Source organism: Gordonia sp. KTR9 (genome assembly GCF_000143885.2).
GTDB lineage: Bacteria > Actinomycetota > Actinomycetes > Mycobacteriales > Mycobacteriaceae > Gordonia.
In genome coordinates, this window is sequence record NC_018583.1 from 129,915 (window position 1) to 154,329 (window position 24,415).

General features: G+C 65.7%; 32 protein-coding genes and 1 other annotated feature. Of the genes, 19 read left to right on the forward strand and 13 right to left on the reverse strand.

The genetic code is table 11. The features are described 5' to 3' along the window. Window positions 1–2: 2 nt before the first annotated feature. Together KTR9_RS26200 and KTR9_RS26205 are read right to left on the reverse strand one after the other, a co-directional pair. Window positions 3–866: an ABC transporter permease gene (locus KTR9_RS26200; RefSeq protein ID WP_014928961.1), complete on the reverse strand. Its 864-nt coding sequence runs from the start codon at window positions 864–866 to the stop codon at window positions 3–5. A gap of 10 nt (window positions 867–876) precedes the next feature. Further along, on the reverse strand, window positions 877–1,611 hold the full coding sequence (locus KTR9_RS26205; RefSeq protein ID WP_033206584.1) for an MlaE family ABC transporter permease: 735 nt from the start codon (window positions 1,609–1,611) through the stop codon (window positions 877–879). 258 nt (window positions 1,612–1,869) lie between these two features. On the opposite strand from KTR9_RS26205, the gene KTR9_RS26210 reads away from it, so the two are divergent. Beyond that, the gene (locus KTR9_RS26210; protein ID WP_004023289.1) at window positions 1,870–2,346 is read left to right on the forward strand and encodes a PaaI family thioesterase; all 477 of its coding nucleotides are present in this window, start codon (window positions 1,870–1,872) and stop codon (window positions 2,344–2,346) included. A 135-nt stretch (window positions 2,347–2,481) separates the two neighbouring features. Here KTR9_RS26210 and KTR9_RS27665 read toward each other — a convergent pair whose 3' ends face one another. Further along, entirely contained in the window at window positions 2,482–2,622 is a 141-nt protein-coding gene (locus KTR9_RS27665; RefSeq protein WP_156422439.1) for a hypothetical protein, read from the reverse strand. Between the two features lie 129 nt (window positions 2,623–2,751). On the opposite strand from KTR9_RS27665, the gene KTR9_RS26220 reads away from it, so the two are divergent. Further along, window positions 2,752–4,034 (forward strand): IS3 family transposase gene (locus KTR9_RS26220; RefSeq protein WP_085949824.1). Its coding sequence is split into 2 segments (ribosomal slippage): window positions 2,752–3,040 and window positions 3,040–4,034, totalling 1,284 coding nucleotides; the frame shifts between segments, so codons are not numbered across the junction. After that, window positions 3,030–3,158 (forward strand) — a sequence feature (AL1L pseudoknot). It overlaps the preceding gene by 129 nt. A 27-nt stretch (window positions 4,035–4,061) precedes the next feature. On the opposite strand, the gene KTR9_RS26225 is transcribed toward KTR9_RS26220, so the two are convergent. Beyond that, window positions 4,062–4,697, reverse strand: a complete 636-nt coding sequence (locus KTR9_RS26225; RefSeq protein ID WP_014928963.1) for a helicase associated domain-containing protein — start codon at window positions 4,695–4,697, stop codon at window positions 4,062–4,064. Between the two features lie 148 nt (window positions 4,698–4,845). Between KTR9_RS26225 and KTR9_RS26230 the strand changes: the two genes are divergently transcribed. The 6 genes from KTR9_RS26230 to KTR9_RS26255 all read left to right on the forward strand — a co-directional run bounded on the left by KTR9_RS26230 (window position 4,846) and on the right by KTR9_RS26255 (window position 9,061). Beyond that, window positions 4,846–5,238 carry a hypothetical protein gene (locus tag KTR9_RS26230; protein WP_014928964.1) on the forward strand — a complete coding sequence of 131 codons (393 nt, stop codon included), beginning with the start codon at window positions 4,846–4,848 and terminating at the stop codon, window positions 5,236–5,238. Next, the gene (locus tag KTR9_RS26235; RefSeq protein ID WP_014928965.1) at window positions 5,235–5,987 is read left to right on the forward strand and encodes an RES domain-containing protein; all 753 of its coding nucleotides are present in this window, start codon (window positions 5,235–5,237) and stop codon (window positions 5,985–5,987) included. The genes KTR9_RS26230 and KTR9_RS26235 overlap by 4 nt, the downstream gene beginning before the upstream one ends. Further along, entirely contained in the window at window positions 5,972–6,730 is a 759-nt protein-coding gene (locus KTR9_RS26240) for a helicase associated domain-containing protein (RefSeq protein WP_014928966.1), read from the forward strand. The genes KTR9_RS26235 and KTR9_RS26240 overlap by 16 nt, the downstream gene beginning before the upstream one ends. 4 nt (window positions 6,731–6,734) lie before the next feature. Further along, window positions 6,735–7,436, forward strand: coding sequence for a helicase associated domain-containing protein (locus tag KTR9_RS26245; RefSeq protein WP_014928967.1), 702 nt, complete (start codon window positions 6,735–6,737; stop codon window positions 7,434–7,436). A 205-nt stretch (window positions 7,437–7,641) separates the two neighbouring features. Further along, window positions 7,642–8,727, forward strand: coding sequence for a GmrSD restriction endonuclease domain-containing protein (locus KTR9_RS26250; protein WP_086536015.1), 1,086 nt, complete (start codon window positions 7,642–7,644; stop codon window positions 8,725–8,727). A gap of 127 nt (window positions 8,728–8,854) precedes the next feature. Next, complete coding sequence (locus KTR9_RS26255; protein ID WP_044508856.1) at window positions 8,855–9,061, forward strand: hypothetical protein; 207 nt, start codon at window positions 8,855–8,857, stop codon at window positions 9,059–9,061. Window positions 9,062–9,275: 214 nt separating this feature from the next. Here KTR9_RS26255 and KTR9_RS26260 read toward each other — a convergent pair whose 3' ends face one another. After that, window positions 9,276–9,584 carry a hypothetical protein gene (locus KTR9_RS26260; RefSeq protein ID WP_044508768.1) on the reverse strand — a complete coding sequence of 103 codons (309 nt, stop codon included), beginning with the start codon at window positions 9,582–9,584 and terminating at the stop codon, window positions 9,276–9,278. A gap of 48 nt (window positions 9,585–9,632) precedes the next feature. Between KTR9_RS26260 and ligD the strand changes: the two genes are divergently transcribed. Next, window positions 9,633–10,586: a non-homologous end-joining DNA ligase gene (gene ligD, locus KTR9_RS26265; RefSeq protein WP_044508770.1), complete on the forward strand. Its 954-nt coding sequence runs from the start codon at window positions 9,633–9,635 to the stop codon at window positions 10,584–10,586. A gap of 97 nt (window positions 10,587–10,683) precedes the next feature. Here the strand turns inward: ligD and KTR9_RS26270 are convergent, their stop codons facing one another. Both KTR9_RS26270 and KTR9_RS26275 read right to left on the reverse strand, forming a co-directional pair. Beyond that, entirely contained in the window at window positions 10,684–10,896 is a 213-nt protein-coding gene (locus tag KTR9_RS26270; RefSeq protein ID WP_044508773.1) for a hypothetical protein, read from the reverse strand. Next, entirely contained in the window at window positions 10,893–11,219 is a 327-nt protein-coding gene (locus KTR9_RS26275; protein WP_014928971.1) for a hypothetical protein, read from the reverse strand. Before KTR9_RS26275 ends, KTR9_RS26270 begins: the two co-directional genes overlap by 4 nt. A gap of 159 nt (window positions 11,220–11,378) precedes the next feature. Here KTR9_RS26275 and KTR9_RS26280 point away from each other — a divergent pair, with 159 nt between their 5' ends. Then, window positions 11,379–11,672 (forward strand): hypothetical protein, encoded by a 294-nt coding sequence (locus tag KTR9_RS26280; protein ID WP_238554185.1) that lies wholly within the window; start codon window positions 11,379–11,381, stop codon window positions 11,670–11,672. A 170-nt stretch (window positions 11,673–11,842) separates the two neighbouring features. Here KTR9_RS26280 and KTR9_RS26285 read toward each other — a convergent pair whose 3' ends face one another. Together KTR9_RS26285 and KTR9_RS26290 are read right to left on the reverse strand one after the other, a co-directional pair. Then, complete coding sequence (locus tag KTR9_RS26285; RefSeq protein WP_014928972.1) at window positions 11,843–12,508, reverse strand: hypothetical protein; 666 nt, start codon at window positions 12,506–12,508, stop codon at window positions 11,843–11,845. A 314-nt stretch (window positions 12,509–12,822) separates the two neighbouring features. Beyond that, on the reverse strand, window positions 12,823–13,299 hold the full coding sequence (locus KTR9_RS26290) for a lipoprotein LpqH (protein WP_014928973.1): 477 nt from the start codon (window positions 13,297–13,299) through the stop codon (window positions 12,823–12,825). Window positions 13,300–13,646: 347 nt separating this feature from the next. Here KTR9_RS26290 and KTR9_RS28325 point away from each other — a divergent pair, with 347 nt between their 5' ends. Beyond that, window positions 13,647–14,072, forward strand: a complete 426-nt coding sequence (locus KTR9_RS28325) for an Rv3235 family protein (RefSeq protein ID WP_425269086.1) — start codon at window positions 13,647–13,649, stop codon at window positions 14,070–14,072. 55 nt (window positions 14,073–14,127) lie between these two features. Further along, entirely contained in the window at window positions 14,128–16,077 is a 1,950-nt protein-coding gene (locus KTR9_RS26300) for a MucR family transcriptional regulator (RefSeq protein WP_044508777.1), read from the forward strand. Window positions 16,078–16,095: 18 nt separating this feature from the next. Here KTR9_RS26300 and KTR9_RS26305 read toward each other — a convergent pair whose 3' ends face one another. Beyond that, window positions 16,096–16,656, reverse strand: coding sequence for an RNA polymerase sigma factor (locus tag KTR9_RS26305; protein WP_014928975.1), 561 nt, complete (start codon window positions 16,654–16,656; stop codon window positions 16,096–16,098). A 20-nt stretch (window positions 16,657–16,676) separates the two neighbouring features. Next, the gene (locus tag KTR9_RS26660) at window positions 16,677–17,117 is read right to left on the reverse strand and encodes a hypothetical protein (protein ID WP_049942645.1); all 441 of its coding nucleotides are present in this window, start codon (window positions 17,115–17,117) and stop codon (window positions 16,677–16,679) included. A gap of 183 nt (window positions 17,118–17,300) precedes the next feature. Between KTR9_RS26660 and KTR9_RS26665 the strand changes: the two genes are divergently transcribed. Further along, window positions 17,301–17,999, forward strand: a complete 699-nt coding sequence (locus tag KTR9_RS26665) for a hypothetical protein (protein ID WP_014928977.1) — start codon at window positions 17,301–17,303, stop codon at window positions 17,997–17,999. An 84-nt stretch (window positions 18,000–18,083) separates the two neighbouring features. On the opposite strand, the gene KTR9_RS27170 is transcribed toward KTR9_RS26665, so the two are convergent. Then, complete coding sequence (locus tag KTR9_RS27170) at window positions 18,084–19,154, reverse strand: DUF6924 domain-containing protein (RefSeq protein ID WP_049942646.1); 1,071 nt, start codon at window positions 19,152–19,154, stop codon at window positions 18,084–18,086. A 275-nt stretch (window positions 19,155–19,429) separates the two neighbouring features. Here KTR9_RS27170 and KTR9_RS26325 point away from each other — a divergent pair, with 275 nt between their 5' ends. Continuing rightward, on the forward strand, window positions 19,430–20,086 hold the full coding sequence (locus tag KTR9_RS26325; protein ID WP_014928979.1) for an MspA family porin: 657 nt from the start codon (window positions 19,430–19,432) through the stop codon (window positions 20,084–20,086). A gap of 164 nt (window positions 20,087–20,250) precedes the next feature. Beyond that, window positions 20,251–20,448, forward strand: coding sequence for a hypothetical protein (locus KTR9_RS26330; RefSeq protein WP_044508779.1), 198 nt, complete (start codon window positions 20,251–20,253; stop codon window positions 20,446–20,448). A gap of 67 nt (window positions 20,449–20,515) precedes the next feature. Here the strand turns inward: KTR9_RS26330 and KTR9_RS26335 are convergent, their stop codons facing one another. Beyond that, window positions 20,516–20,845, reverse strand: coding sequence for a hypothetical protein (locus tag KTR9_RS26335; protein ID WP_044508781.1), 330 nt, complete (start codon window positions 20,843–20,845; stop codon window positions 20,516–20,518). Window positions 20,846–21,219: 374 nt separating this feature from the next. Between KTR9_RS26335 and KTR9_RS26340 the strand changes: the two genes are divergently transcribed. The 4 genes from KTR9_RS26340 to KTR9_RS26355 all read left to right on the forward strand — a co-directional run bounded on the left by KTR9_RS26340 (window position 21,220) and on the right by KTR9_RS26355 (window position 24,411). After that, the gene (locus tag KTR9_RS26340; protein ID WP_014928980.1) at window positions 21,220–21,867 is read left to right on the forward strand and encodes an MspA family porin; all 648 of its coding nucleotides are present in this window, start codon (window positions 21,220–21,222) and stop codon (window positions 21,865–21,867) included. Between the two features lie 378 nt (window positions 21,868–22,245). Next, window positions 22,246–22,824 carry a hypothetical protein gene (locus tag KTR9_RS27530; protein WP_144066071.1) on the forward strand — a complete coding sequence of 193 codons (579 nt, stop codon included), beginning with the start codon at window positions 22,246–22,248 and terminating at the stop codon, window positions 22,822–22,824. Window positions 22,825–22,937: 113 nt separating this feature from the next. Beyond that, window positions 22,938–23,411 carry a hypothetical protein gene (locus KTR9_RS26350; RefSeq protein WP_144066072.1) on the forward strand — a complete coding sequence of 158 codons (474 nt, stop codon included), beginning with the start codon at window positions 22,938–22,940 and terminating at the stop codon, window positions 23,409–23,411. Between the two features lie 211 nt (window positions 23,412–23,622). Continuing rightward, window positions 23,623–24,411, forward strand: a complete 789-nt coding sequence (locus KTR9_RS26355) for a hypothetical protein (protein ID WP_049942647.1) — start codon at window positions 23,623–23,625, stop codon at window positions 24,409–24,411. Window positions 24,412–24,415: the final 4 nt, after the last annotated feature.

The window sequence follows — 24,415 nt, forward strand, 5'->3', positions numbered from 1 at the left end:
CCCTACCCTGAAATCCGTACGCCGGAATCGAATCCCCACATCAGAAGGGTCAAGATCATGTCCTCCACGACGATGACTATGAGGCTCGTGCGGATCGCTCGACCGGACGCTCGACCCACCCCCTCAGCTCCGCCTGTGGCGAAGTAGCCCTGATAGCTATGGATAATCACTACAGAAATGACAAATACAAGAACTTTGATAAGCGAGAAGGCAAGATCCTGAGGTTTGAGGAACTGGTCGAAATAGAAATCGTAAGTGCCGCCGGATTGGCCGTGAACTTGTGTGACGACGAGTTTGGCGGCCCCGAATCCGAGAATAAGCGCGACGATGTACAAAGGAATCACGGTCGTGATCGACGCAACTACGCGAGTGCTGACGACGAATGGAATAGGACGTACCGCCATAGCCTCGAGAGCGTCGATCTCCTCGGAAATGCGCATCGAGCCGATCTCAGCTGTCAACCGGCAGCCGGCTTGTGCTGCGAACCCGATCGCCGCGATCATTGGCGCAAGCTCTCGGGTGTTGGCATAGGAAGAGATGAACCCCGTCAGTGAACCCATCCCTACGAGGTCCAGAGAGGCGTAACCCTGGATACCGATTGAGGCGCCGACGGCGATGCCGAGGATGGCGAGGACGATGGCCGTTCCACCACCGACCAAGACTGCACCTCTACCCCAGGCGAATTCTTGTATGTAGAGCAGGGTTTGGCGTCGGTAGGTGGTGATCACATGGCGGATGCCGAGGACCGCGGCGATCACAAAGGTCGCGACGTGCCCCAAGCGTTCAGGTACGTGTACAACTGGCGCGATCACGGCTTCGACAGGGCGGGTGGCGGCGGAGAACCTCCGGGAGGGAACGGTGGTCACGAGGCGTTTCTCATCCAATAGTTTGGGGGACGAACATGGTTGTTAATTGCGTGATAAAGACATTGATCACGAAGCATGCGACGACGCCCAGTACTACGGTGGCATTTACTGAGGTTGCGACGCCTTTAGGGCCGCCTTTCGTCGACAGGCCGCGGTGACAAGCAATCGTCACCACTACAAGTCCGAACACAAGCGATTTGCATAGAGCGACAACGATGTCTGTTATCGATGCGAACGAAGCGAACGAGGCGACGTAGCTGCCTGGTGTGATGCCTTGGACGTCGACGCTGATGGCGTAGCCCGCCAGCAGCCCGGTGAAGACGATTAGCATGCAGAGCAGCGGCGCGGTGATCAACACAGATACGAACCGGGGCGCTACGACTCGCCTGATCGGATTGAGTCCGAGTGTCTCCATGGCAGCAATTTCTTCGCGAATCGTTCGAGCACCCAAATCAGAGGCAATCGCTGATCCGGCCGCGCCCCCGAGTAGGAGGGCGGTAACGATGGGCGCTCCCTGTTGAATAATCCCGAGGCCACCAGCGGCGCCAGCTATTGACGTGGCCCCAACTTGCTGAGTGAGGCTACCCACCTGTACTGACACGATGACACCGAATGGCACAGCTACGAGAATCGCCGGCAGAGTTGTCACGACGATGACGAACCAGGTCTGCGATACGGCTTCGCGAAACGGAAATCGTCCTGTAGCAATGTCTACTGCTACCCACCGCAGGGCCTGACCAGCCAAGCCGACGGTGTTTCCAAAAGTGGCAGCGCCGTCTAGCAGACGGTTGACGCCTGTGCCGGTGGTGATGGCCATCTCCCCCCCTAGTGCGCGTGGTGTGCGCCACTCCATTCGCGTGTGCGTAATGGACAGTATCAGGTACTGGCAGTATTACCTATAGTGGTGAGCACAGACCGTGTTCGGGACCGGTTCCCACACCTCATCGATCCCCCCGCACCCTGTTGCGTAGGTGGCGGGCTGAGTTAAGGACAACGATCAGAGATGACCCCCGAAGCAAGACTGCCGGCACACTCGTCCCAGTGCATGGGCTGCGGAAGCAGCAACCCCCACGGACTTCAACTTGAGGTCTACCGGAGCGGCGAGCGGGTGTACGCCGATCACACCTTCGACGAGAAACACCTCGGCGCGCCCGGGTTGGCGCACGGTGGCGCGATCTCGGCCGCCTGCGACGACATCATGGGTTTCACCCTGTGGATCGCGCGGACCCCCGCGGTGACCCGCACCCTGACCGTCGAATACCGCCGGCCGGTCCCGCTGCACACTCCCATACGTCTCACTGCCTGGATTGACCACGAGTCGGATCGCCTACTGCACATCGCGGCCGCCGGATCGTTCGATGAGCAAACGTACTTCACCTCTAGCGGTGTTTTCGTCAAGGTCGACGTTGCTCACTTTCGACGTTATGCCGACGTATCAACAATCGATGACTTCTTCGCCAACTTCACGCGGTCAGACTGACGCCGCACGCGTCTCCGTTCTGCGCGCCGCCAACTCTGCGAGGTACGCGACCACGTTCGGCGATCCACCGCCAGCGGTCAGGCTGCGACGGTCAACAGGGCTGGAACTGCAAACGCTCGGCCTTCCACTGCCGGTTCAGTAGCGACAGGAAAACAACACCGCAAGGACCGGCTTGACCGCGAGGGTCAGGCCGAGCGGATTGCCCGCCCACCAGTCGCGGCGCTGCAGCATCAGGCTCGTACACAGCGGCTGAACCATAACGGTCACCGGCAGCACTGTTCTCACAGGATTGGAGGGGAGGGCGGCGAGCTCCCTCGAATGTGCAGCTCTCTTCCTTCCGTCCTGGCTACAGTTGAACCGCCCCGGGTCTGTCGGAGGCTCTCGAACCTGTGAAGGATGGAGAGCATGGCAGCACCACGCAAGTACAGTGAGGAACTCAAGGACCGGGCCACCCGGATGGCATGTGAAGCGCGACGAGATCCCGATTCGTCGAGAGGTGCGATCAAGCGGATCGCCGATCAGCTCGGAGTCCATCCCGAGGCGTTGCGCAATTGGGTTCGTCAGGCCGAGATCGACGGCGGGGTCCGCCCGGGCACCACGAGTGAGGACGCTGACCGCATCGCGGCGTTGGAGCGGGAGAACCGTGAACTGCGGCGAGCGAACACGATCTTGAAGCAGGCTTCGGCTTTCTTTGCGGCGGAGATCGACCGCCCACAGCGCTGATCGTGGAGTTCGTCGCGGCTCACCGCGATGAACACGGAGTCGATCCGATCTGTGCGGCATTGCGCGATACGTCCGCCCAGATCGCTCCGTCCACGGTACGAGCCCACCTGAGCCCCCAGAAGACCGAGGCGCCTCGTGTGGTGCGTGACCGGGAGCTCCTTACCCAGGTCCGCGCGGTGCATGCCGACAACCTCGGCGTCTACGGTGCCCGCAAGGTGCATGCCCAATTGCGCAGACAGGGCCATAGTGCTGCCCGCTGCACCGTCGAGCGATTGATGAAAGCCGACGGGCTGCAAGGGATAGCGAGACTCAAGACACGCAAGACCACGCGCAGCGAGGGAGCTGAAACACCCCGGCCGGCTGACCGGGTCAACCGTCAGTTCACCGCGGCGGCACCGAACGCGTTGTGGGTGGCGGACCTGACCTACATCCGCACCCACTCGGGCTGGGTGTACGCGGCGTTCGTCCTGGACGTGTTCTCGCGGATGGTCGTCGGCTGGCAGGTCTCGACCACCATGCACACCGACCTCGCCCTCGACGCCCTGAACATGGGATTGTGGGCACGGTCGCGTGCCGGCCACGACGTGGCCGGGCTGATCCACCACTCCGACCGCGGAGTGCAATACCGAGCCATCCGCTACACCGAACGACTGGCCGAAGCCGAAGCGGTGACATCTGTTGGCTCCAAAGGGGATTCATACGACAACGCGATGGCTGAGGCGTTCAACTCGCTGTTCAAAGCCGAATGCATCCGTAACCCCGTGATGCGCCCGCGAGGCGGCTGGGCAGGTGTGGGCGAGGTCGAGATCGCCGTCGCTGAGTACGTCGAATGGTTCAACCACCGCCGCCTGCACGGCGAGATCGGACACGTCCCACCCGTCGAGTACGAGAGCGCCTACTGGTCGACCCAAACCGTCACCAGCTACCGTGAGAACCCGGTCCCCGCAAACGCTGGAACCAACTAACCGAGCCTCCAGCAAACCCGGGGCGATTCAGTTCCACTGCCAGTCGGGGAACTCGGTTTCGATCTGGGTGATCCGGTCGCTCGAGAGTCGGTGTCGTCGGTACTCGGTGCGGCGTTTGGCCACCCAGGCACCAATGGGGAACCCGTCGATAGTCGCGTGGCGGGGTGGCGAGCTGGTGCCGTGGGCCGCGGCGTAGCTGTGCAGGTGGTCCAGGCCGACGTGGAACGGTGCTCGTGTCCGCAGGGTCCACTGCCAATCGGGGAACTCGGCTTCAATCTGGCGGACGTGTTCAGGTGGCATTTGTCCGGCCCGGTATTCGGCGCGGCGGCTGGCGACCCAGGTACCGATCGGGAATCCGTCGATGACGTCGTGTCGGCGGGCGTTGCCGGTGCCATGGGCTGCGGCGTAGCGACGCAGATGGGTCAGGCCGGCAGCGAAGGACGTCCGTGCGTTGGTCTTCCATCGCCAGTCGGGGAACTCGGACTCGAGTTGCGCGATCCGCTCCGCGGGCAAGACGCCGCGGCGATAGTCGGTGCGGCGTGTGTTGACCCACCGGCCTATCGGGAAGCCGTCGATGACGTCCCGCTGGCGCGGGCTACTAGTGCCGTGCACGGCGACGTACCGATGTAGATGGGCGACACCCTCATCGAATCGGCTGGTCACAGTCCTAGTGTGCCTGTCGCCAGCGAGCGGTCGACCACCAACCCGGCGTTTTCACCCACGACCACCGAGGTGTCGCCGGCAGGCAATCCCCCTGGCGGCTGGCTGTCACACGGTATGGGATCTATACTGGGATCGAGAGGTGATCACCATGACTGCAGCGCATCCCCGGCCGGATTTGGCCGCCTACGCCGAAGCGGCCCGTATGTCGCAGCCCAAACTCGTGGCTGCGTTGCGCGATCTGCTCGGCGCGAAACTCGTGGCCTACCTGGGCCGGGTCAGCGAAACCCGAGCGGTGCGGCAGTGGGCTGAGGGCACCCGCACCATCGCCAACCCCGAGGACGTCGAACGGCTCCGGATCGCCTACCGCGCCGCCCGCCTGATCACCGAACGCGACACCCCCGCCGTCGCTCAGGCGTGGTTTCAGGGCCTCAACCCGGTCCTCGACGACCGGGCGCCGGCGTTGCTGCTGCGCGACGGCGAACTCGCCGACGTCGGCCCCCAGGTACTCAACGCTGCCCGCCAGTTCGCCGCGGTGGGATGAACCAACCCCGCACGTCGACGATCGGCACCCTGCACGGCCCGATCACCACCAGCATCCGGGCCGCCACGCCCATCTTCCGGGTCGGGTACGCGCCAAGCCCGTGGGAGTGGACGCCGTGGGAGTACGCCACCGACGGCCGCTTCGCCGGCCGCTGGGACGACCCCGACGGGGTGTGGCGCACCCTGTACTGCGCCGACACTCCCCTGGCCTGCTACCTCGAAGTCCTCGCCTTCGCCCGACCCAGCCCGCAACTGATCGCCGACCTCGACGACATCGTCGTCGACGACGAAGACGAGCAGGACTATCCCACGCTGCCGCCCGGGCGCGTCCCGCGATCGTGGTGTGAGGCAAGGATGCTCGGCCACGCCACCCTGACCGGCCGGTTCGCGGTGCCCGCCGACCCGGACAGCCTCGCCACCCTGCGGACGGTGTTTCGGCCGCTCGCGATCCGCTACGGACTCGATGACCTCGACACCGCCGCTCTGCGGGACGGGCGGCCCCGCGGTCTCACCCAGGCCATCTCCCGCTGGCTCTACGCCCTCACCGACCACGGACAGGCAGCGGTCGACGGGATCGAGTTCGACTCCCGCCACGGCGACCAGCTGCGTATGTGGGCGCTCTACGAACGCGCCGCCGACCCCGACATCAGCCCCCACATCGACGTGGTCGACCACTGCCCCATCGACGCCGCGGATCCACACCTGGCCCGCGCCCTGACCCTCCTCGGACTCGAGTGGACCCCCGCATAGACCGACCTGAAACAGGCTGTCCCGCATCGTCGAACGAGCAGGAGGCTGGCTCGACCAGCCGTGGTAATGCCTACGACCGTCTCTTCGACACCGGGATCGCCCACATGCACCGCTACGTCGCCATGCATGGTTCCAGCTCACCTCCCCGCGGCGCGACGATCGACGGGTTCGCGATCGGTCAGTGGGTCGTCAACCGCCGTGCCGAGTACCGGCGGGGCCAACTGTCGGCCGAGCGGATCCGCTGCCTCGAAACCGAGTTCCCCGGCTGGGTGTGGAATGTGCGCGAAGCGATGTTCGACGTCGGCGTGACCCATCTGCGCCGTTTCGCCGCCGTCCACGGCACGAGCAACGCCGGAGAAGGCGATGTGGTCGACGGTTTCGAGATCGGTACCTGGGTCGCGTCTCGTCGCGCCGACTACCGCAGAGGCCGACTGTCGGCCGAGCGGATCGCGCGTCTGGAGTCCGAGTTTCCGGACTGGCGGTGGCTGCCTCAGGACGAGGCCTTCGCGACGGCGTTCGAGACCGGACTGTCCCACCTGCGCCGCTACGTCGCCGCCCACGGCACCAGCCAGGTCCCGCAGCGGGATGTGATCGACGGGTTCCCGATCGGTACCTGGGTCGCCACCCGGCGCGCCGACTACCGCAAAGGTCAGTTATCCGCAGAGCGGATCCGCCGCATCGAAACCGAGTTCCCGGACTGGCGGTGGACGGTACGACCCGCCGCCACGAAGAGCAGGCGGTGACGCCGTGCCCAGCGAGCACGACTCCCCGACCGCTGGCCGTCGTCATGCGGACGAGCGGCGGTTCGACGACGGGATCGCGCACCTGCACCGCTACGTCGCCGCGCATGGTTCGAGCTCGCCGGCCCGCCACGCGACGATCGGCGACTTCGCGATCGGTGGCTGGGTCGACAGCCGACGCACCGACTACCGGCTGGGCAGGTTGTCGCCCGAGCGGATCCGCCGCATCGAAACCGAGTTTCCCGGCTGGCGGTGGAACGTGCTTGATGCCGCCTTCGCGGCCGGGATCGCACACCTGCGCCGTTACGTCGCCGTCTACGGCACCAGCAACCCACGCCAGCACGACGTCATCGACGGTTTTCCGATCGGGCAGTGGGCGGCGAACCGTCGCGCCGACTACCGCAAGGGCCGACTGTCGGCTGACCGAATCGCGCTGTTCGACAACGAGTTCGCGGACTGGCTGTGGAACCCCCAGGACGCGGCATCGGCCGCCGCGTTCGAGGCCGGCCTCGCGCACCTGCATCGGTATCGAGTAGTGCACGGCACCAGCAACCCCCGCCAGCGTGAGGTGATCGACGGCTTCGCGATCGGCCAGTGGGCAGCGAACCGTCGCGCCGACTACCGTCGAGGCCGACTGTCGGCCGGCCGGGTCCGCCGCCTCGAAACCGAGTTTCCGGACTGGCGGTGGACTGCGCGAGGCCGTTCCTGATCCGACCGACCCGCGGAGCCGAGGCAACGGATTCAAAGCCCGTCCAGTGTCAGTTCGAGTCTGTCCGGGGGCACCGAAGCAAACGTGGGACGGGATTGTCCGGTTTGGTAACGATGTCCGAGTGGGTTGCTATAGGTAGTTGACATTCGATCGGCCAGTGCGTGCCGGTCGCCGCTTGTGTGAAAGGCTCTCCCGCTCAATGGCTATGCCCCCGCTCCCCCCTGCCGTCTCCTCTCCAGAGTCGCCGGCCACCCCGTCACCTCGCAGGACGCGATCCCGGGTTCTGATCGGTAGCTGCGCGGCTGTGCTGGCCCTGGCGCTGGGGGCGTGCGGGACGACCGATACGACCACCGAGCGGGTCGCTGACACCTCGACCCTGCCTGCGACGACGACGTCGGCCGCGACGGCGTCGGAGGTGGTGTCGCTGCCCACGGCGACGCCGGTCGTCACGGTGTCGGCGGCACCGGCCGCGAACAAAGCACTGGCGACGCTGGACACGCTCGAGGTGAAGGGTCGCGCACCCAAGACGGGGTATGACCGTGCCTTGTTCGGGCAGGCCTGGACCGATGACGTGAACGTCGACAGCGGCCACAACGGCTGCGACACCCGCAACGACATCCTGCGCCGCGATCTCACCAACATCGTGCTCAAGCCCGGCTCGAACGGCTGCGCGGTGCAGTCCGGGACCATTGCCGACCCCTACACCGGCACCACCATCCCGTTCGTGCGTGGCCAGCAGACTTCGTCGGCGGTGCAGATCGACCACGTCGTCGCGTTGTCGGATGCATGGCAGAAGGGTGCCCAGCAGCTCTCCGCGGCTCAGCGAGCGGACTTCGCCAACGATCCGCGCAACCTGCAAGCCACCGACGGCCCCACCAACCAGCAGAAGGGCGACGGTGACGCTGCGACCTGGCTGCCGCCGAACCGTTCCTACCGCTGCACCTACGTCGCCCGTCAGGTCGAGGTCAAAGCTGCCTACCAGCTGTGGGTGACCCAGGCCGAGAAGGACGCCATCACCCGCGTTCTCGGTAGCTGCGGCGCCGCGGTTCCGGCACCGACGACCCGCCAGATCCCCAACACCCGGACCTCGACGGCGACACCGCTCCCGGAACCGGCCTACACGCCGCCGACGACGACCTACACCCCGCCACCTGCGGCTGAGGCGCCGTCGTCGGTCTACTACGCCAACTGCTCGGCAGTCCGCGCCGCGGGCGCGGCCCCGATCTACGCCGGCCAGCCCGGTTACAGCAGCAAGCTCGACCGCGACGGCGACGGCGTCGCCTGCGAATAGTCACCCCGCCATCCCACACGCCGTCACGACGGTCCTTTCGGATCGTCGTGACGGCGGTCTAGGCTGCGGTCGCGGCACCCTCCCGGGTGTTGCGAACCCTGTCGTCGAGAACTCTCAAGGAGTGGTCATGGCTGGAATTGCGGACAAGTTCGACAAGGCATACGAAGACAAGTCGCTGGCCGAGCTGGCCGATGCGCCGGTCGCGGCGCTGCAAGGCGTCAGCGACGGCGACGCCGAAAAGCTCCAGGCGGCGTTCAACATCAAGACCGTGCGTGACCTGGGCACCAACAAGTTCTTCCTCTGGGCTCAGGCGGTCGCCAAGCTCGCCGAATAGATCGGCCAGCTGCGCGGAATAACCACGGGTGGGGCCACCGTTGACTCGTGCGACGGTGGCGGGCTCATTGCCCCGGGCCTCACCCCTTTCCGCCGCTGCGTGCGGCCACTCGCCGAGAGGCGCACTGACCGGCACCGTCCCTCAACGCACTGAAGCCGTCGACCCCACTCGGGGTCGGCGGCTTCAGTCGTCACAAGCACCGCCGTGTGTGCAGTCACCGCGGGATGACGGTGCCCTCGGGGAGGTCGTACTCGGCGAGGACCACCTCGTCGCCGTAGACGGGCGGGAAGTCATCGCCGGGGATCTGTGGGACGGCGAACATGAGTTTGAGGAACAGGCCGGGGTCGGCTCCGTCGAAGGCGCGCAGGGAGATCCACGGCCGGGTGCCGAACGGGTCATCGACGTAGCCGTCCCATCCGCCGAGCTGGTCGAGATAGTCGGCGAGGGTGCGGCCGGGGTAACCGAATCGGGCGGCGTAGTTGATCGCGGTGGTCTCTGCGGTGATGCGTACGCGTTCGATCACGGCCTGAGGATAGACCCGACCGGTCGGTGAGCGAGGACAGTGGAACGTATGGCTTCCATGGCGCCGATGCTCGCAACTGCGGGTCCTCCCCCGTCGGGTTCGGGCTGGTCGTGGGAGATGAAGTTCGATGGCCAGCGCTGTGTCGCCCGAATCGCCAGCGGGAAGGTGTCGCTGTTGAGCCGCAACCTCAGCCCGATCACCTCGACCTACCCCGAGATCACGGCCGCCCTGGTGAACGCCAGTGGCGGCCGCGACGTCGTGGTCGACGGCGAAATCGTGGCCCTCGACGCCGCCGGGCGGCCGTCGTTCTCGCTTCTGCAACGACGCATGCACACCCCGCGGCCGGGCCGGCGGCTCCTCACCGACGTTCCGGCGGCGTTCTACCTGTTCGACGTCCTGGAGCTCGACGGCTCCGACGTCGCACCGCTGCCCTACCTCGAGCGCCGCGAACTGCTCGACACCTCGCTCACCAGCACCGGCGCGGTGCAGGTCACCCCGTACTGGCCTGACAGCTCCGCAGAACCGATGCTCGAACTCGCGACGACGTTCGGCCTGGAAGGCGTGGTCGCCAAGCGAGCAACGTCGAGATACGTGCGGGGGCAGCGATCCCCGGCCTGGGTCAAGGTCCCATTGCGGCTCAGCGCCGAAGTGATCGTGTGCGGGTGGACCGGCGGCCCGACCATGGTGCGGTCGCTGCTGGTCGGCGGCTACCGACCCTCGGGTGAGTTGGTCTACCTCGGCGAGGTCGGTACCGGGTTCACCCAGCGGCACCGCCGCGAGATCGCCGAACAACTCGCCGCGATAGCGCGGCCCGAGCATCCGTTCACCACCGAGCACTCCCCCACCAGGATCACAAACGTGCGGTGGGTGCGACCGGTGTTGATCGGCACCATCGAGTACCGCGAACTCACCCGCCGGCTGCGACATCCCTCGTGGAAAGGCTTGCGCACCGACAAAACCCCGGACGAGGTGATCTGGCCCGAACACGACACCCAGCCCTGACTACTCGGACGTCGACTCACCCACCCGCACAACGCAACCACGATGGCCCTGTGGCAACCGACCCGCCGGGGAGGGCGGCAGCGCAGCGCCAGCGGAGTCAGCTCGTGGCTTCTCCGAGTCGTTCGACCTGTCCGCCGACCTCATCGGCGTACGCCTGGGCCTCGGTGGCTTCGTCGTCGGTGTAGACCCGAACACCGGCCGGCCTACCGGGCGGCCGCACGATCAACGTCAACTCGCCTATCGCGACGCGGCCGCGTGTGGATGCGACGCGATTGGTGGGCCCGGCCCCGGCATCGTTGTTCTCGGTCATCGCTCGGCGGCGTCCTCTCGCGGTTGCAGCGCCTCGGGCGGCACCCACATCGTGATGACGGCCGACGAGACATGGTTAGCGCTTTCGACCGGCATCTGACAAACCCCGCGCCACAAGCCATTTGAGACCTGCAACCACGCCAAAAGAAGCGCCGGCATGGTCGGCTCGATACGGGCACCGGAGGCACGCACCCGCAGCGACACTCCCCCACCGGCGGCATACGACCGTCCGCAGGACGGGTCAGCGATCGCCATGTCGATCAGCACGGGCCTCGGTGGATCGAACACGCGCAGCGTTCGGGAGTCGGGCCAGTGGTCGAACATGCCATCAGTCTAACTCGATGACTCGAATGGTTGTTCGATGGTCGTGTAGTTTTGTACGGGTAGGCGGGGGTGTGACCGGAAGGGAAGTCCGGAACCGTACGCACCCCCGCCGTTCCCACCGCGGGAGGTGAATCGGTGGATGCGCGACCACGGTTGCACGTGACCCAACGTGCCATCCTCACCGAGGACGACAACGGTGTCTGGACGGGCCGTTATGGCGGAGAAAAATGGTCTGTGACAGCGGATTCCGAAGAGCACGCTCTCCAACGTCTGCGCGAGAAGCTCGAATCCCTTCTCGACGACGACGAGCGCACCGCACGCATCATCGCCCTCGGGGAGCAGGCCGCCCAGGGCAGCTACACCGAAGAGGGTTTCGAGGCGCGTTTCATCAACCAGGAGGCCTACGAGGATCGAATGATCGAGGCGATGGAGACCTATTTCGACCAGGACTGACTCGTGACGTCTTCGCCCCTCGCGGCCCGCCGCTCTGTCCGCTGATGCAGCGATGGACCGACACCGCAGATCTTCGCCCCGCACTGGATCGTCACGCGACCTATAAAGAGGGCGTGGCGATCCGGCCTGCCGGACCGCGCGACACGGGCCCCGCGACGGTGCCCGGGGACTCAGATTGCACCGCTGTTCGCCGCGAACACTGCGGCGTAGAGGACTGCCACGGTCCGGGATGCTGCCTCGCGGACAGCGCTGTCGGGGTCGTAGAGGTAGGCCTCGACCGTGCCGATGAGATGGACTGGGGTCGGACGGAACCGTCGGAGGCAGGCTATCGCTGTCGCCCGCACGCTGGGATCGCTGATTTGGTCGGCAACGAGATGCACATCCTGCTGCTGGCCATGCTCGGTCAGGCACTCGAGGATCCCCGATCGACAGGCGCCCAGTGCGCGGTCTGCTGCGAGCCTCGATAGTTCGACGTGATGGTCGCGAGATGCCAACTCCCGCAGCGCTTGCGCCGCTTCGGTCAAGACTTCAGCGCTCACTGGTGGCTGAAGGTAGAACTGGTCGATGACGGCCTCAGCGGCGCCGCAATCGCGGGTGCCGGTGCTGGCCAACGACCGGCAGAGATCGATCCGGAGTTGATCGACCTCGCTGCTGTCGGTGAACCCGGATCGCTCCTCGACATGGCGCAACCAGTCCACGAGAACGCACGTGGGACAGGACATCCGCCGCATGTCGGCTACGCCGAGGTGTCCGTCCGAGTGTGGCGAAGAAGCGGCGTGGGCGAGGTCGGCGGCGAGGCGCCGGTAGACGCGCTCTCGCCTCGACGTCGCTGTCACATCGGTCCTGTCGATCGGCGGTCGACTTTTCCCTGCGTGGGTAGCGCGGGAACGCAGCCTGGCATCGCGAGTCCTTACCGTCCGGAGCCGCCGCGGATCGGCTGGCTGTTCGGAGGGTCTGATGCATTGGGGCTGCCGTGATGTTCCGCTCAGACCGATCAGCCGGACATGCCTGGCCCACGGCGTCGGTGGAACTGAGCTCCTCAGGTGTTACGTCGAGCTGATCACTGACCGCCGGGAAGCTGGGTGATGGCCGCGGAGTCGATCACTGCCCACGACAGCGGGCGACCCGGCGATCCAAGGCTTGTGCGGTGTCAGTTGCAGGTTGCCGAGAACTCGAATTGCTTAGTGATAGGTACGGCAAGATCCCAGCTTTCCGCGGTCCCGCGAACCGTAATTCGGGAACCGTCTTCGTAGACGTCTTCGCCCGATCCTTTGCCCTGCTTGGCGGTGTAAAGGACCCCATCGAGTCCGAACGACACCCTCACGAGTTTCGGTGGATTGCCTGGTTGGAGATCGGCAATGAGCCCGGGCTGCCCGTCGGTGGGGTCCTGTCCGGTGATGCTGATGGAATCGCTCTGTCGGTAGCACATGAACTCAGCCGGGTCGATGCCCGGGAGTGGTTGGCCATTGACGGTGACGCTGAGTTCGGCGTAGGGGATGTCGATCTTGGACAACTTCGGCCGCGTATCCGCGGCTTCGGAGGCATCGGATTCCGAACATCCGGCTACTACGAGGCCGACCCACGATGCCACCAGCAGTGGCACCACGAAACGCTGACGGCTAGCCATAACTCTGTCTCCCCCTGGGCTGGTCGTGAGGCTCACGATCTGCTTGCTTGCTGCGGGACTGTACCGGTCGAGACCGCGAAGGGAAGGCACCGGATCGCCGCGGCGCCGATCGGTCACATACCGCCGGGGTCGCCGAGACGGAACACACACCGGCTGGGAACCGGGCGGGGTCCTTGCTGCAACTCATCACCGTGCAGCCATTGATTCGCGCGTCACCGACAGGGATATTCCTGCCGCACCCCCGAGTGCGGTCGGCTTCTGCGCACACGTCCGTGCGCGCGGCGGCCCCGAGCGGCACCGTCCGAGTGCGAGACCCGCTCGCGCACAGGGGCAATGCGTCACTGGCGATGTCGTCAGCCGCGAGGGAGGCCCACCGTTTCTCGGTTGCTGTCATGCAGCTGGTGTGCGAGGTGATCGGACGCCATCGAGGACCGTCTCGTCTTGGCGAGACGGTCGCTCCAACGGTCGCGGACCAGATCGCGGTGCTGGTCCGTCACGACGCCTTCCATATCGCGAAGATGGTTGCCGCGACGGCAAATAGGACCCAGAAGTCCTCGATCGGGCCATCGGTGCATCGACTGCATGTACAGCTGTGTGACCCCTGCGGCGCCGAGATCTTCGGTTCCGTCACCACGGACGGCCAGGTGCGGCCATTCGCCGCCCGCGTCGAGCGAAGACCATGTCGGATACGTGCCGCCGCGCGGCCGGGCAGCCGATCCACTCTGGGCCGTGTCGCCTATCGGTGGCAGCTGGTTGCTCTCGAGTTCTGCTGAGTCCAGGGCTGGCGCTGACATCTGTCATCGGCTCGGCGTGACCTATCCTTTCCCGGTGGTTGCGCAGTCGTCGGTGTTGGCTCAGAGATGGGCCGATTCTGCACCGCTGCGTGCCCAGCAGTGGGGCCTGATCACCAGCGCCCAACTCCAGCGCCTCGGCGTGGCCGGGTCGAGTCAGCTTCTGCTCCGGCGCAACGGATTGCTGGTGTCGGTGGCCAGAGGTGTAATGCGTGAACCCCGCCCGCCGTCGGACGACCTGCTTGCCGCAGCCCAGCTGGCCTGGGTGTCGGCAGCACCGGATTCAACTCCGAAGGAACGGCTTTCGGCCGAGCGACCAGACTATGTGGTCACCGCGTACACCGCGCTGGCCCTGCATGGACTCGCCGATCCCCCAGTCGAGACGCTGCCGCAGCTGGCAGTCACCGGGCGCTTCCAGCACCGGCAAACCGCCACCTACGCGATCGTTCCTCGACGAGCAGAACTGTCGTGGGATGACGTGGCAGTCCTCGACGGACTGCCAGTCTTCACCCCAGCCGCGGCGATCCGCGATCTCGCCGCACACGGTGGCGCCCGGTTCACCGACGACCTGGCCGACTACTTCACTGCCATCGTCGGGGCCGCGGCCGGCCGCCCCGATCGCGCCGCCATCGTCGCCGCGATCGCGGCCACCGGTGTCCGCCTGGACGCCCCGTCGTCTCCCCTGCCCCCGCTGCTTGCTCGCAAATGGGCCGATACCGCGTCGCTGCGGACGGCCCAGTGGGGCCTGATCACCAGCGCCCAGCTCCAGCAGCAGGGCGTGACCCGCAGCGATCACAAGAAGCTGCGCAACGCGCGCCTAGTGGTCCCCGTCGCCAACGGAGTGATGCGCGAAGCCGACCGTCCCGGTGAGGGCGTCCTCGTCGCCGCGCAGCTGGCCTGGGTAGCGGCCGTACGGGATTCGACCCCTGCTCAACGGCTAGCGGCGCCCCGCCCTGACTGTGTGATCACCGGCACAACCGCCGTGGCCATCCATGGCCTCGGACAGCCCGGTAAGGGACTGCCGCAGCTCGCGATCACCAAGGAGCGCAGAAACGGCTCACGTACGACCACGACCGCCCGATATCTGGGCCGCTCCACGGCGTTGTCGTGGGACGACGTCGACATTGTTGACGGCCTGCCGGTGTTCACCCCGGCCGCGGCTATCCGCGACCTGGGCCAAGACAGCCGTGGTCGGCTCGTCGATGACCTCGCCGGCTACTTCGCCGACATCGCCATCGCTGCCGCCGGCCGCCCCGATCGCGACGCAATCGTGGCGGCGATCGCTGCCTGCGGCGCCCGCCTGCGCACGGTGGTCTGCGATGCGCGCGCCATCCTCGACCGGGTCTACCGCACCGCGGGTGTCTCCGACGACCTGTTGGCGGCCACCATCTGGGGCGGGATGTGGCAGCGGCGCTTCACCGCCGAGCGGGTACAGCACATCGTGGCTACTGCGCTGTCGGCCGCCCTCGACACCATCGCCGGCCGAGCCGGAGACGATCTGTCCACCGTGTTGGTTCAGATGTTGGAACGCAACGGACAAGCGCGTAAATGTGTTGTGCCCGAATGCGAATGGTGGGCGGTGGAACAAGACCGCTGCTACGCGCACGCGATCCAGCGGCGACGCGAGCGCGTGCTACTCGACCCCGCAGGCGTCGATTCCTCCACCACGCCGACTCCTCGCCGGTCAGGACATGGCTGGTGGGGACACCTCGACGACGACGGCGAGACAATCGCCTGCCATGAATGCGGTGAGCGCTTCCGTGCACTGACCCGCACCCATCTGGAAACCCACGACCTGACCGCCCGCGAGTACAAACAGCGCCACGGCATCGAACAGCGCATCGGGCTGGTCTCTACCGAGATTCGCGAGCGGCAGCAGCACCAGGTCGCTACCAACCCCCGAACCTCGGAACTGTTCCGCCGAAACCCGAACGCGCCACGCCTGACCGATCTACCGTCAGCCCTCCTCAACGACCAATCTCGCTGATCGATGTCTCGTTCGACGCTACTGGCCTGTCGCTGCGGCGGTGTCGCGTAGCAGCTCGGCGAGTTGGGTGCGGGCTCGGTTCAATCGGGATTTGACGGTCTGAACACCAACGCCCTGGTGGGCGGCGATGTCGGCGTAGGTGAGATCGCCAAATTCGCGCAGCACCACGGCTTCTCGGAAATCCTCGGGCAGTTGTGCCAGAGCGTCGCGTACCGCGTCGCGCAGCGCGATCTGGTCATCAAACGCTGACTGGTGGGTGTCGTCGACGAGTTGGATCGGCTGGTCAGGGTCGGTGAAGTCGGTGATGGTGGTGTTGGCTTTGCGGCGCCGCACGACCATCAAGGCGTTGTTCGCGGCCACCCGGTGCAACCAGGTGCTGAACTTCGACTCACCGCGGAACTTGTGCAGGTTCTGCCACGCCGCGACAAGGGTGTTCTGCAGGGCGTCCTCCGCGTCGTGGGGGTTGGAACAGATATTGAGGCACACCGCCCACACGTGCGTGCGGTGAGCGCCGACGAGCTCGGCGAAGGCGTGCTGGTCGCCGTTACGTGCTTGCAGCAGCAGACGTGCTTCGTCCATCAACTCCCCCAACCCGATTCTCAGATGTCGTCGTGCGTGTCGTGGGCACCGGGGTGCGGGTCCTCGACACCGGCGTCGGCGAGGTCGACACTCGCGCTGCCCTCCTCGGCGGGCGGGAGCTGTCCCTCCTCGGAGGCGTCTTGGGCGGCCTGAGCGACCGGCGGATCAGCCGGCGCCTCGGGCGGGCCGTCGGGGTCGTCGTCGCCCAGGTCGATGTCCTCATCGGGATCGGCCGGCGGGGTGTCGTCCATGTCGGGGACGGTGTCGGGGTCGGCGACGGCGTCGGGGTCGAAGGCGGCCTGCAACGCGTTGTCCCACACTCCCGGCGGCAGGTCGGCGGCGAGGGTGGCGGGGTCGATGCCGAGTGACGCCAGAACCGGCGACGGTTCGTCCTCCTGCATGTGTTGACCTCCGTTTCTGGTGAGGTGGTCGCCGACGAAGGTCGCCGTCGGCCCGGTCACCAGGTGAGATGTTACGGCCCACCCCTGGTGTTCCCGACCCGGTCCCGACAGCTGTGATGTAATCCTCCTCGCCAGATAGACGCGGATTCGGGGTCGCGGCGATCGTGGGCGGGAACATTCCTCATTCCTGGTGGCAACAGATTCCCGACACGCTCACAGACCGAGTTCGAAAGAGGACCCACCATGTCCGGTACCCCCAGCAGCGACGCCCCCATCATCAGCCCCGACGAGCCCTACAACCCCGACGCTGCCCCCGCCGATGCGCCCGCGCCCGCCCCGGAAGCCGCCGACGGCCCGGCCGGCGAGGTGGTGCACACCACCGACGACGCCGGCAACGCCATCGACGTGCACTACGACGAAGCCGGTGAGGTGGTCCTGGTCGAGGCCGACACCGATGGTGACGGCCAGATCGACACCGCGGCGGCACCGACCGCCGACGGCGGCGCGGTCATCGCCAGCGACCTCGACAGCGACGGCGTGGTTGACGAGGTCGCCCACCTCAACGCCGACGGCGGCCTCACCCAGGTCGATTCCTACGAAGACGGGCAACTGGTCACCCAGACCCTCGACACCGACGCCGACGGCGCACCCGACACCGTGCTGACCGACACCGACCGCGACGGCGCACCCGACACCCTGCTCGTCGACACCAACGCCGACGGGGCCATCGACGCCGTCGCTGTCGACACTGACCGCGACGGGCAATTCGACGCTGTCGCGCTCGACACCGACTTCGACGGCCAGGCCGATGTCTACGGCCAGGACACCGACGGTGACGGCGAACTCGACCTCTACAGCGACGAGACCGGCACCTACAGCGACACCCCGGACTCCCCCGAAGACACCACCCCCGGCGGCCACGACAGCGACGCCCTCGTCTGACCCCCGCCCGAGGTCAACCACAGCGATGCCCGACCCTCAGCTGGGGGTCGGGCATCGCTGTGTATGGGCTTGACGGCCTCGACGTCAGAATCCGCGGAAGATGCCGTCGGCGTCGGCGGCGCCGACGAACTCGGCGAAGTCCATGTTGGCCAGCGCGAGGTTGTTCTCGATCGACCACATCGCAGCGGGCACGACCCGCACGCTCCGATTCGAAGTGTCCTCGCCGTCGAGATTGATGGCCAGGATCGGGTGGTCGGGGTCGGACAGAGTCTGGGTATCGCACAGGAACACGTAGAACGGCGGCGGCTCCCCGATCGCGTGCGCCAGCTCGTCGACGGTGATGTTGTCGTAGGTGGGGTCATCGACCAGGGTGAGATCGGCAGAGAACCCATCGACAGGATCGGGAGCCAGCGCCGCATTCACCACCATCGTCCACGCCTCGGGATCGCTGAAATCACCACGAATCAACAGCGACAGGTTGGCCAAATGGTCGGCGTCGAGCGGCCCAGACACCGAGGTCGCAGAGTCGGCCGCCACGGCGGCGTCGATGCGCTCTCGCACCTCGGCGGGCTGGGCCGGGGCGTGTGACGCGGCCGGAGTGTTGCGGCCGGTCGGCGTGTAGCGGATGACCTCGAGGCCGGCCGGCCCGGGGATCTGCCAGATGTCGACACGCACCTGCACGGCGGGATCGGAGGGTCGCCGGTCCCGGCAGGACACGCGAACCATGTTCCAAGGACCAAAAATCGTCTGCACCAGAGGCTTGATGCGCTCGTGTTCGCTCGGCGACGACCACACCAGAGGCTGCATCGTCACAGGCAGGTAGCCGAATTCGGCGCCACCTTGCTCGACATGGACCCAGCCGTCGGCAGCATCCAACAGGGTCGGCTCAGCGTCGTGAGTGATGAGGTCGACGACCACCGGGGCCGGCGCATTAGGGATCAGGAACGTCAACTCGGGAAGCCGCGGCGGGTCGAACCCCGGCTTACCAGGTTCGTAGCTGAGCGTGTACTCCTTGGTGTCCTGAATGCCGATACTCAACCGATGCTGGCCGGTGTACCAGCTCTGATAATGCTCTGGCTCGAATGATGCGAATGCGCCAGTGAGAGCGATGAAATCAGCCGTCCGGTGTTCGTACTGCACGTGCTCCAGCTCCACAACCACTCCTCGTTACTGTCGACCCCCACAGCACGCTCTTCCAGCGGCTGCCCCAGCCGACACCCTAGGGCCGAACGGGCGGCGGTCACGCTGACGACACACCCGCCCAGCTGGTTGGCGTCAACAGGAGTCGTGCAGTCGGGAACATTCTCTGTGCCGCACCGCAACCAATCCTCAGTTGCTCACGCAGAGCACATTTCTCGCCCCGATGAACCGAGGCGGGACTGCCAGCAAGGGCGCGGCGATTCGCTGCGACAGGACCAGAGGACACACCGATGAACAAGACCGCCATGACCATTGCCGTTGCCGCCGTGTCGATGGGCGCCGTCGCGAGCGGGTTCGCCGCCGGTACCGCCGAGGCCCAGCCGGGGCATCAGCGCAGCTGGGTCACCGACGACGGCTGGAAGGCCTCGATCGCCTCCACCCACGAGAAAGTGCAGAAAGTCGCCCCGCTGTCCTCGGTGCCGACGTCGCGGGAAGCGTTCATGTCGATGCGGGCGGTGTCCACGCTGGCGCCACCGGCCGGGCAGGCCGGGTCGCCGATCACCGGTGAACTCGAGGCCGGGTACATGATCGGATGCGCGGTGCAGCTGGAATCGGTGACCGGCAGCGTCGGGGCGAGCCTGGGCATCGGCGGTAGCGGCGGCGGCGGCGTCAGCGCGACCGGACCCAGCGGCAACCTGTCGATCAGTCCGCAGGCACTGCTGCAACCGAGCCTGTCGGTGACGATGTCACCGGGCAAGATCACCACCATCGCCTTCGACAAGAAGGCCGTCGGCGCCGGACGTGCGTCGACCACCACCCGCGAAGGCCACATCAGCATCGACGGATGCGCCGGCCCGGTCGCGGTCCGCTCCTACGCCATCCTCAAGACCAGCACCCCGAAAGCCAACGACGGCAACGCCGTCTACGGCCGCGTCGTCTACCTGTAAACCAATCGGCCGGAATGTGCTGCCCGGCAGGAACATTTCACCACCCCGAGGGCAACCCATCTGTGGACGCACCACCGGCGGTGCGCCGCGCACGGTCTGCGACCGCAGACGTGCAGAACACCGAAGTCCAGTCGAGTGGCTGGCATGACGAAAGGAACACTCAGATGCGAGTACGTAAGACGATCGGTTCCACCGTGGCGGCCGTCGCCGCGGCCGGTGCGCTGTCGCTGCTGGGCGGCGGGCTGGCCTCGGCCGCCCCGATCGAGCTGCAGCACGGCGACGACGGGCTGACGACCTACGACTTCGGTGTCGACGGCCAGGACGTCATCGTCGGCGGCACAGGCAACTTCACCTGGCCCTGACAGTCAGCTCGGCTGCGCTGAACCGATCACTGCGGGTGGGCGTTCTTCGTCCACCCGCAGTCTTCGTTCAGTCGGTCGTCACCGCCCAGTGTCCGGCATTCGGGTGCCGGGACGGCAGCGCCGAACCGAGACGGGCTGCAGCGTCGGCGAGGATTGGCCACGGCTCGACGAGCTCGCACTGCCAGCATTCCCACGGCACCGGACCCGGTCCGAGAACATCGCCGAGCAGCGGGTGGCGGCTACGCGCAATGCTGTCGGCGGCCTTCTCCACGGCGGCCACGAGGTCCCATCTGGTCACGTCGGCGACATAGCTGGGCAGCTCGGCCGTAGCCTCTGCGACGGCGTCGGCCGAGCTGGGCTCGGTGGCCAGGATGTCGGCGGCACGCGAAGCAATCACCTGAGGGCGCGGCTCAACGGCCGCACAGACCGGGTGGATTGCTCGGTTAGCTCAGTGAAATCTGACCGCGATCGTGCGTACCCACGCAGCAAGAGTGTCGACGTCCCTCTGCGATAGGGCGACGACTCACCTCGAAGGACGGTCGACAGGTACGACAGTGGTCAATAGGTACGACCGTGCGGCACCTTTCCCCCGTTCGGACGAATCCAGGCTTGGGATTTGTCGCCTTTAAACCTCCTGTGCCATAGTTGCGACCGCTTCATTCTTGTGAATTGTCTACGTAGCGGTGTCGGGGGACATCGCCCTATTGGGCGTGCTACCGCTGACATCGCCAGGCTCCCCGGCCAATCCGGGGATGAGGGCGAGGATTCTGCGTGTCGAATCGGGTCGGGTTCCGGATCATTGCGGCGTTGGTGGCTATAGGCTCCTTGGCAGCCGCGGCGGGTGCAGCTGACGCTACGCCGACGCCACTGTCGTCGAAGTACGATCGGCTGGTCACCGATGATGGGTGGACGGTAACGCTCAAAGCTACTGAGCTGGTTGTCAATCCCATGTCCAATATTGCCAACGTAGCAACGTCGCGCGAGGGTTGGATCTCCTCCAAAGTGGATGCCTCGATTACCGGCAAGGGACGCCAGCCGATTCAGTCGGCGGTTCTGGAGCAGTTTCTCGTTATTGGTTGCCAGATCGACGTTTCTGACGGCGCAACCCTCGGTCTTGCTACTAGCTTCGGCCCTAGCGTCGGCGTGACGATCAGCGGCATCCCGGCGGGGAACCTCGGCGCAAGCGCGTCGGTGAGCCCATCAATCTCGACTAAGATCCGACCCGGACGAATCAACGAGATCTCGCTTGGCAAGAAGACCCTACAGACCGATCGGGCCTCGATCCGCGCTAAGCGGGTGCGTGTTGGGGTCGATGGATGCCTGGGACCCACGACCGTGCGGATCATCGCACGTCTGTCAGTGTCTTCCCCGACAGCCGACGACACCATCAATATCTTCTCTAGCCGCACGTGGCTCTGAGACATGCGCGTCCAGAAGGAAGTTTCAGTCTTTTACACACGCAGTCGATCTCAGATGGCGGGCCTGGCGGTCACAGTGGTGACGCTTCTCGCGACTCTCTGCGCGCTCGCCTCCCTAGCAGTAGGCCAGGGCGTTGCCTACGCCGAGACACCAGCAGAGCGTTGCGAGCGCGAGACCAACGCGTACAACAACGCCTGGAAGCAGGGTTGGGCTGCAAGCAACCCCGGTAAGAGTCCCAACGACGCCCCCCCACCCCCGGTGCCTTACGTCTGCCGTGACCCTCAAGCTACGCCTGAGAACACTCCCACCACACCTTCAGTGGTGGCTCCCAGCCTGCCGGGCGCGACTACGCCCACCACCCCTGGCACTGGGCCGAACATGACCGCCCACGCCCCTACCGACATTCCGCCACCAGGTCGTACACCCATCGTTCCGGTTCCGGAAACGCGGACTGTTCAACCTCCGGTCTCCAACACCGCGGTGCCTACCGCACCGACAGCTTCGCTCGGTGACGCTGTGGAGAGTTTGCGCCGTAACGCTGATAACAGCGGTTTGCCTCCGTACCGCGCATGCGGATCGTCTGCCGAGCGGAAGACCATCGGCGAGTACGACGTTGCCGGGGATCGGCGGGCATTCATGGTGTGCGGCAATCGTGAGTACGGATTCGAACACATCAAGGGTCGTCATATGGATGACTGGGCGAACAAGGCAATGATCACTGGTGACAAGTGGATGGACCTCATGGACTACACCATTGAGGCCACGTTGCGACACCCAGAAGCCACCTCGCAACGAGACGGCAAGACTTGCTATGCGCGCAAAATCTGGATGTATGACAAGCGCAACGGAGAGGTGACGGGCAAGTTCTTCTGGAGCCACGTCATCGTCAAAGACTCCAATGGAGACATCATCACAGCCTATCCGACCGGCTCAGGGGACCACCGATGCACGTCATAACGCGAGCCCGAACAATGACTGCCGCTGTGATCGCTCTCGCGCTATGCTTCTGCGCTGTCGCCTGCACTAGCGACGACGATAGCCCCAGCGTTTCCTCACTCAACGGAGCTTCGGTGTCAGAGACAACTTCGCCACCCAGTGGCGCCGACCTGACCGCACTACGGCGGCCCGGCACGCTCGATGAGGCGTTACCCGCCGCGTTGGACGGCTTGCATCCGGTGCTCCTGGAGGAGCCCGAACCCGCCCGATTCTTCACGACGATGTACACCCCCTCAACCACTTCCAACGATGTAAGAGCCAGCATCCTCGTCAGCACCCGGGAAAGCCCAGTCACCGCCGACACGGCGCGTACTGATGCGGAGCTATACCCAAGTCCTGCGTATACCTACACACCAGTTCCCAGCGATCGTCGTGCCTCATTTGGCCATCACTCCTTCGTCGCAGCCTCGCATGACGACCTGGATGAGTGGGCACTAACCGCCGACACGTTGTTCATCAAGGTCAAGTATCAGCCCGGATCTGTGTCCGAGACCGAACTGTGGACGCTGGCCGAGAGCATCCTGCGCGCTACGGACAGCACCAGGTAGACACCCACCCATCGACTGTTCGCCAGGGCGCCGGTTCAACGATCGGTGAGTCATTGCTCTAGAGCGGACCGACCGAAGTCTGCACGCTGAGGAGGAAATAGCAGAGATGGTTGGCGCGCCCTTCCCTAACCTCACAGAACCCGACTTAGAGAGCGACCCCGACGGCGGGTTCCCCGTCTACGACATTGTGTTTGAAGACAGGGTCGGCCGGTTGTGGGAAGACCCGAGCCACACGTCCGAAGACTCGCGGGTTGATCCGGCCAGCTGGGCGGCCCAGCATTCGGTCCCCGCGGGCCGGATCGGACCGGTCGGTCCGGGGATCGCGCCGGAGCAGTGGCCGCGCGATCCGACGACGGGGATGCCGATGATGCACGTCATCACCCTGTGGCTCCCCGAGCATTTCCGTCGGCGCGGCCCGGACCTCCCAGGGTTCGCGCTTTTTCAGGGAGCAGGCGAGGCTTTCATGCCGCTACCCGACAACCCGGATCCGGCCGATCCGTTCGTCATCGACCTGCACCACCATCGCCCCCACCCCCAACAGATTCTCCTCACCGACATCCTTGATCTCTACTTTGCAGCCATTTGGCTCACCGCCGAGGAACTCACCCGGATCGGCTCACCCCCGGCAGACCGCCGACGTCCCGGAGAACACAACCACGACGGACTACCCCGCCATGCGTGGAACCACGACGACCCCCCGCTGCTCGTGCGCCTCACGCCGCGCCGCCACGACCCCAACGCCGGCATCGCCCCCGTCGAACGTGACGCCACCACAGACACTCCGTACCTCAGCACGTGGGGCGACGGCGACCACCACGATTGGGCCAACAAACTCCAATGGTGGAATCACCTCGGCGGCACAATCTTTCCCTCCCAGTGGATTCCCGACGGACTCACCCCGTACTACCTCGACCTGATCGAACTTCCCGGGATGAACATCGGCACCGGCACCCTTCAGTACGACCTCGAATCGAACGTATTCGACTGGGCCTGTGGGTAACTGA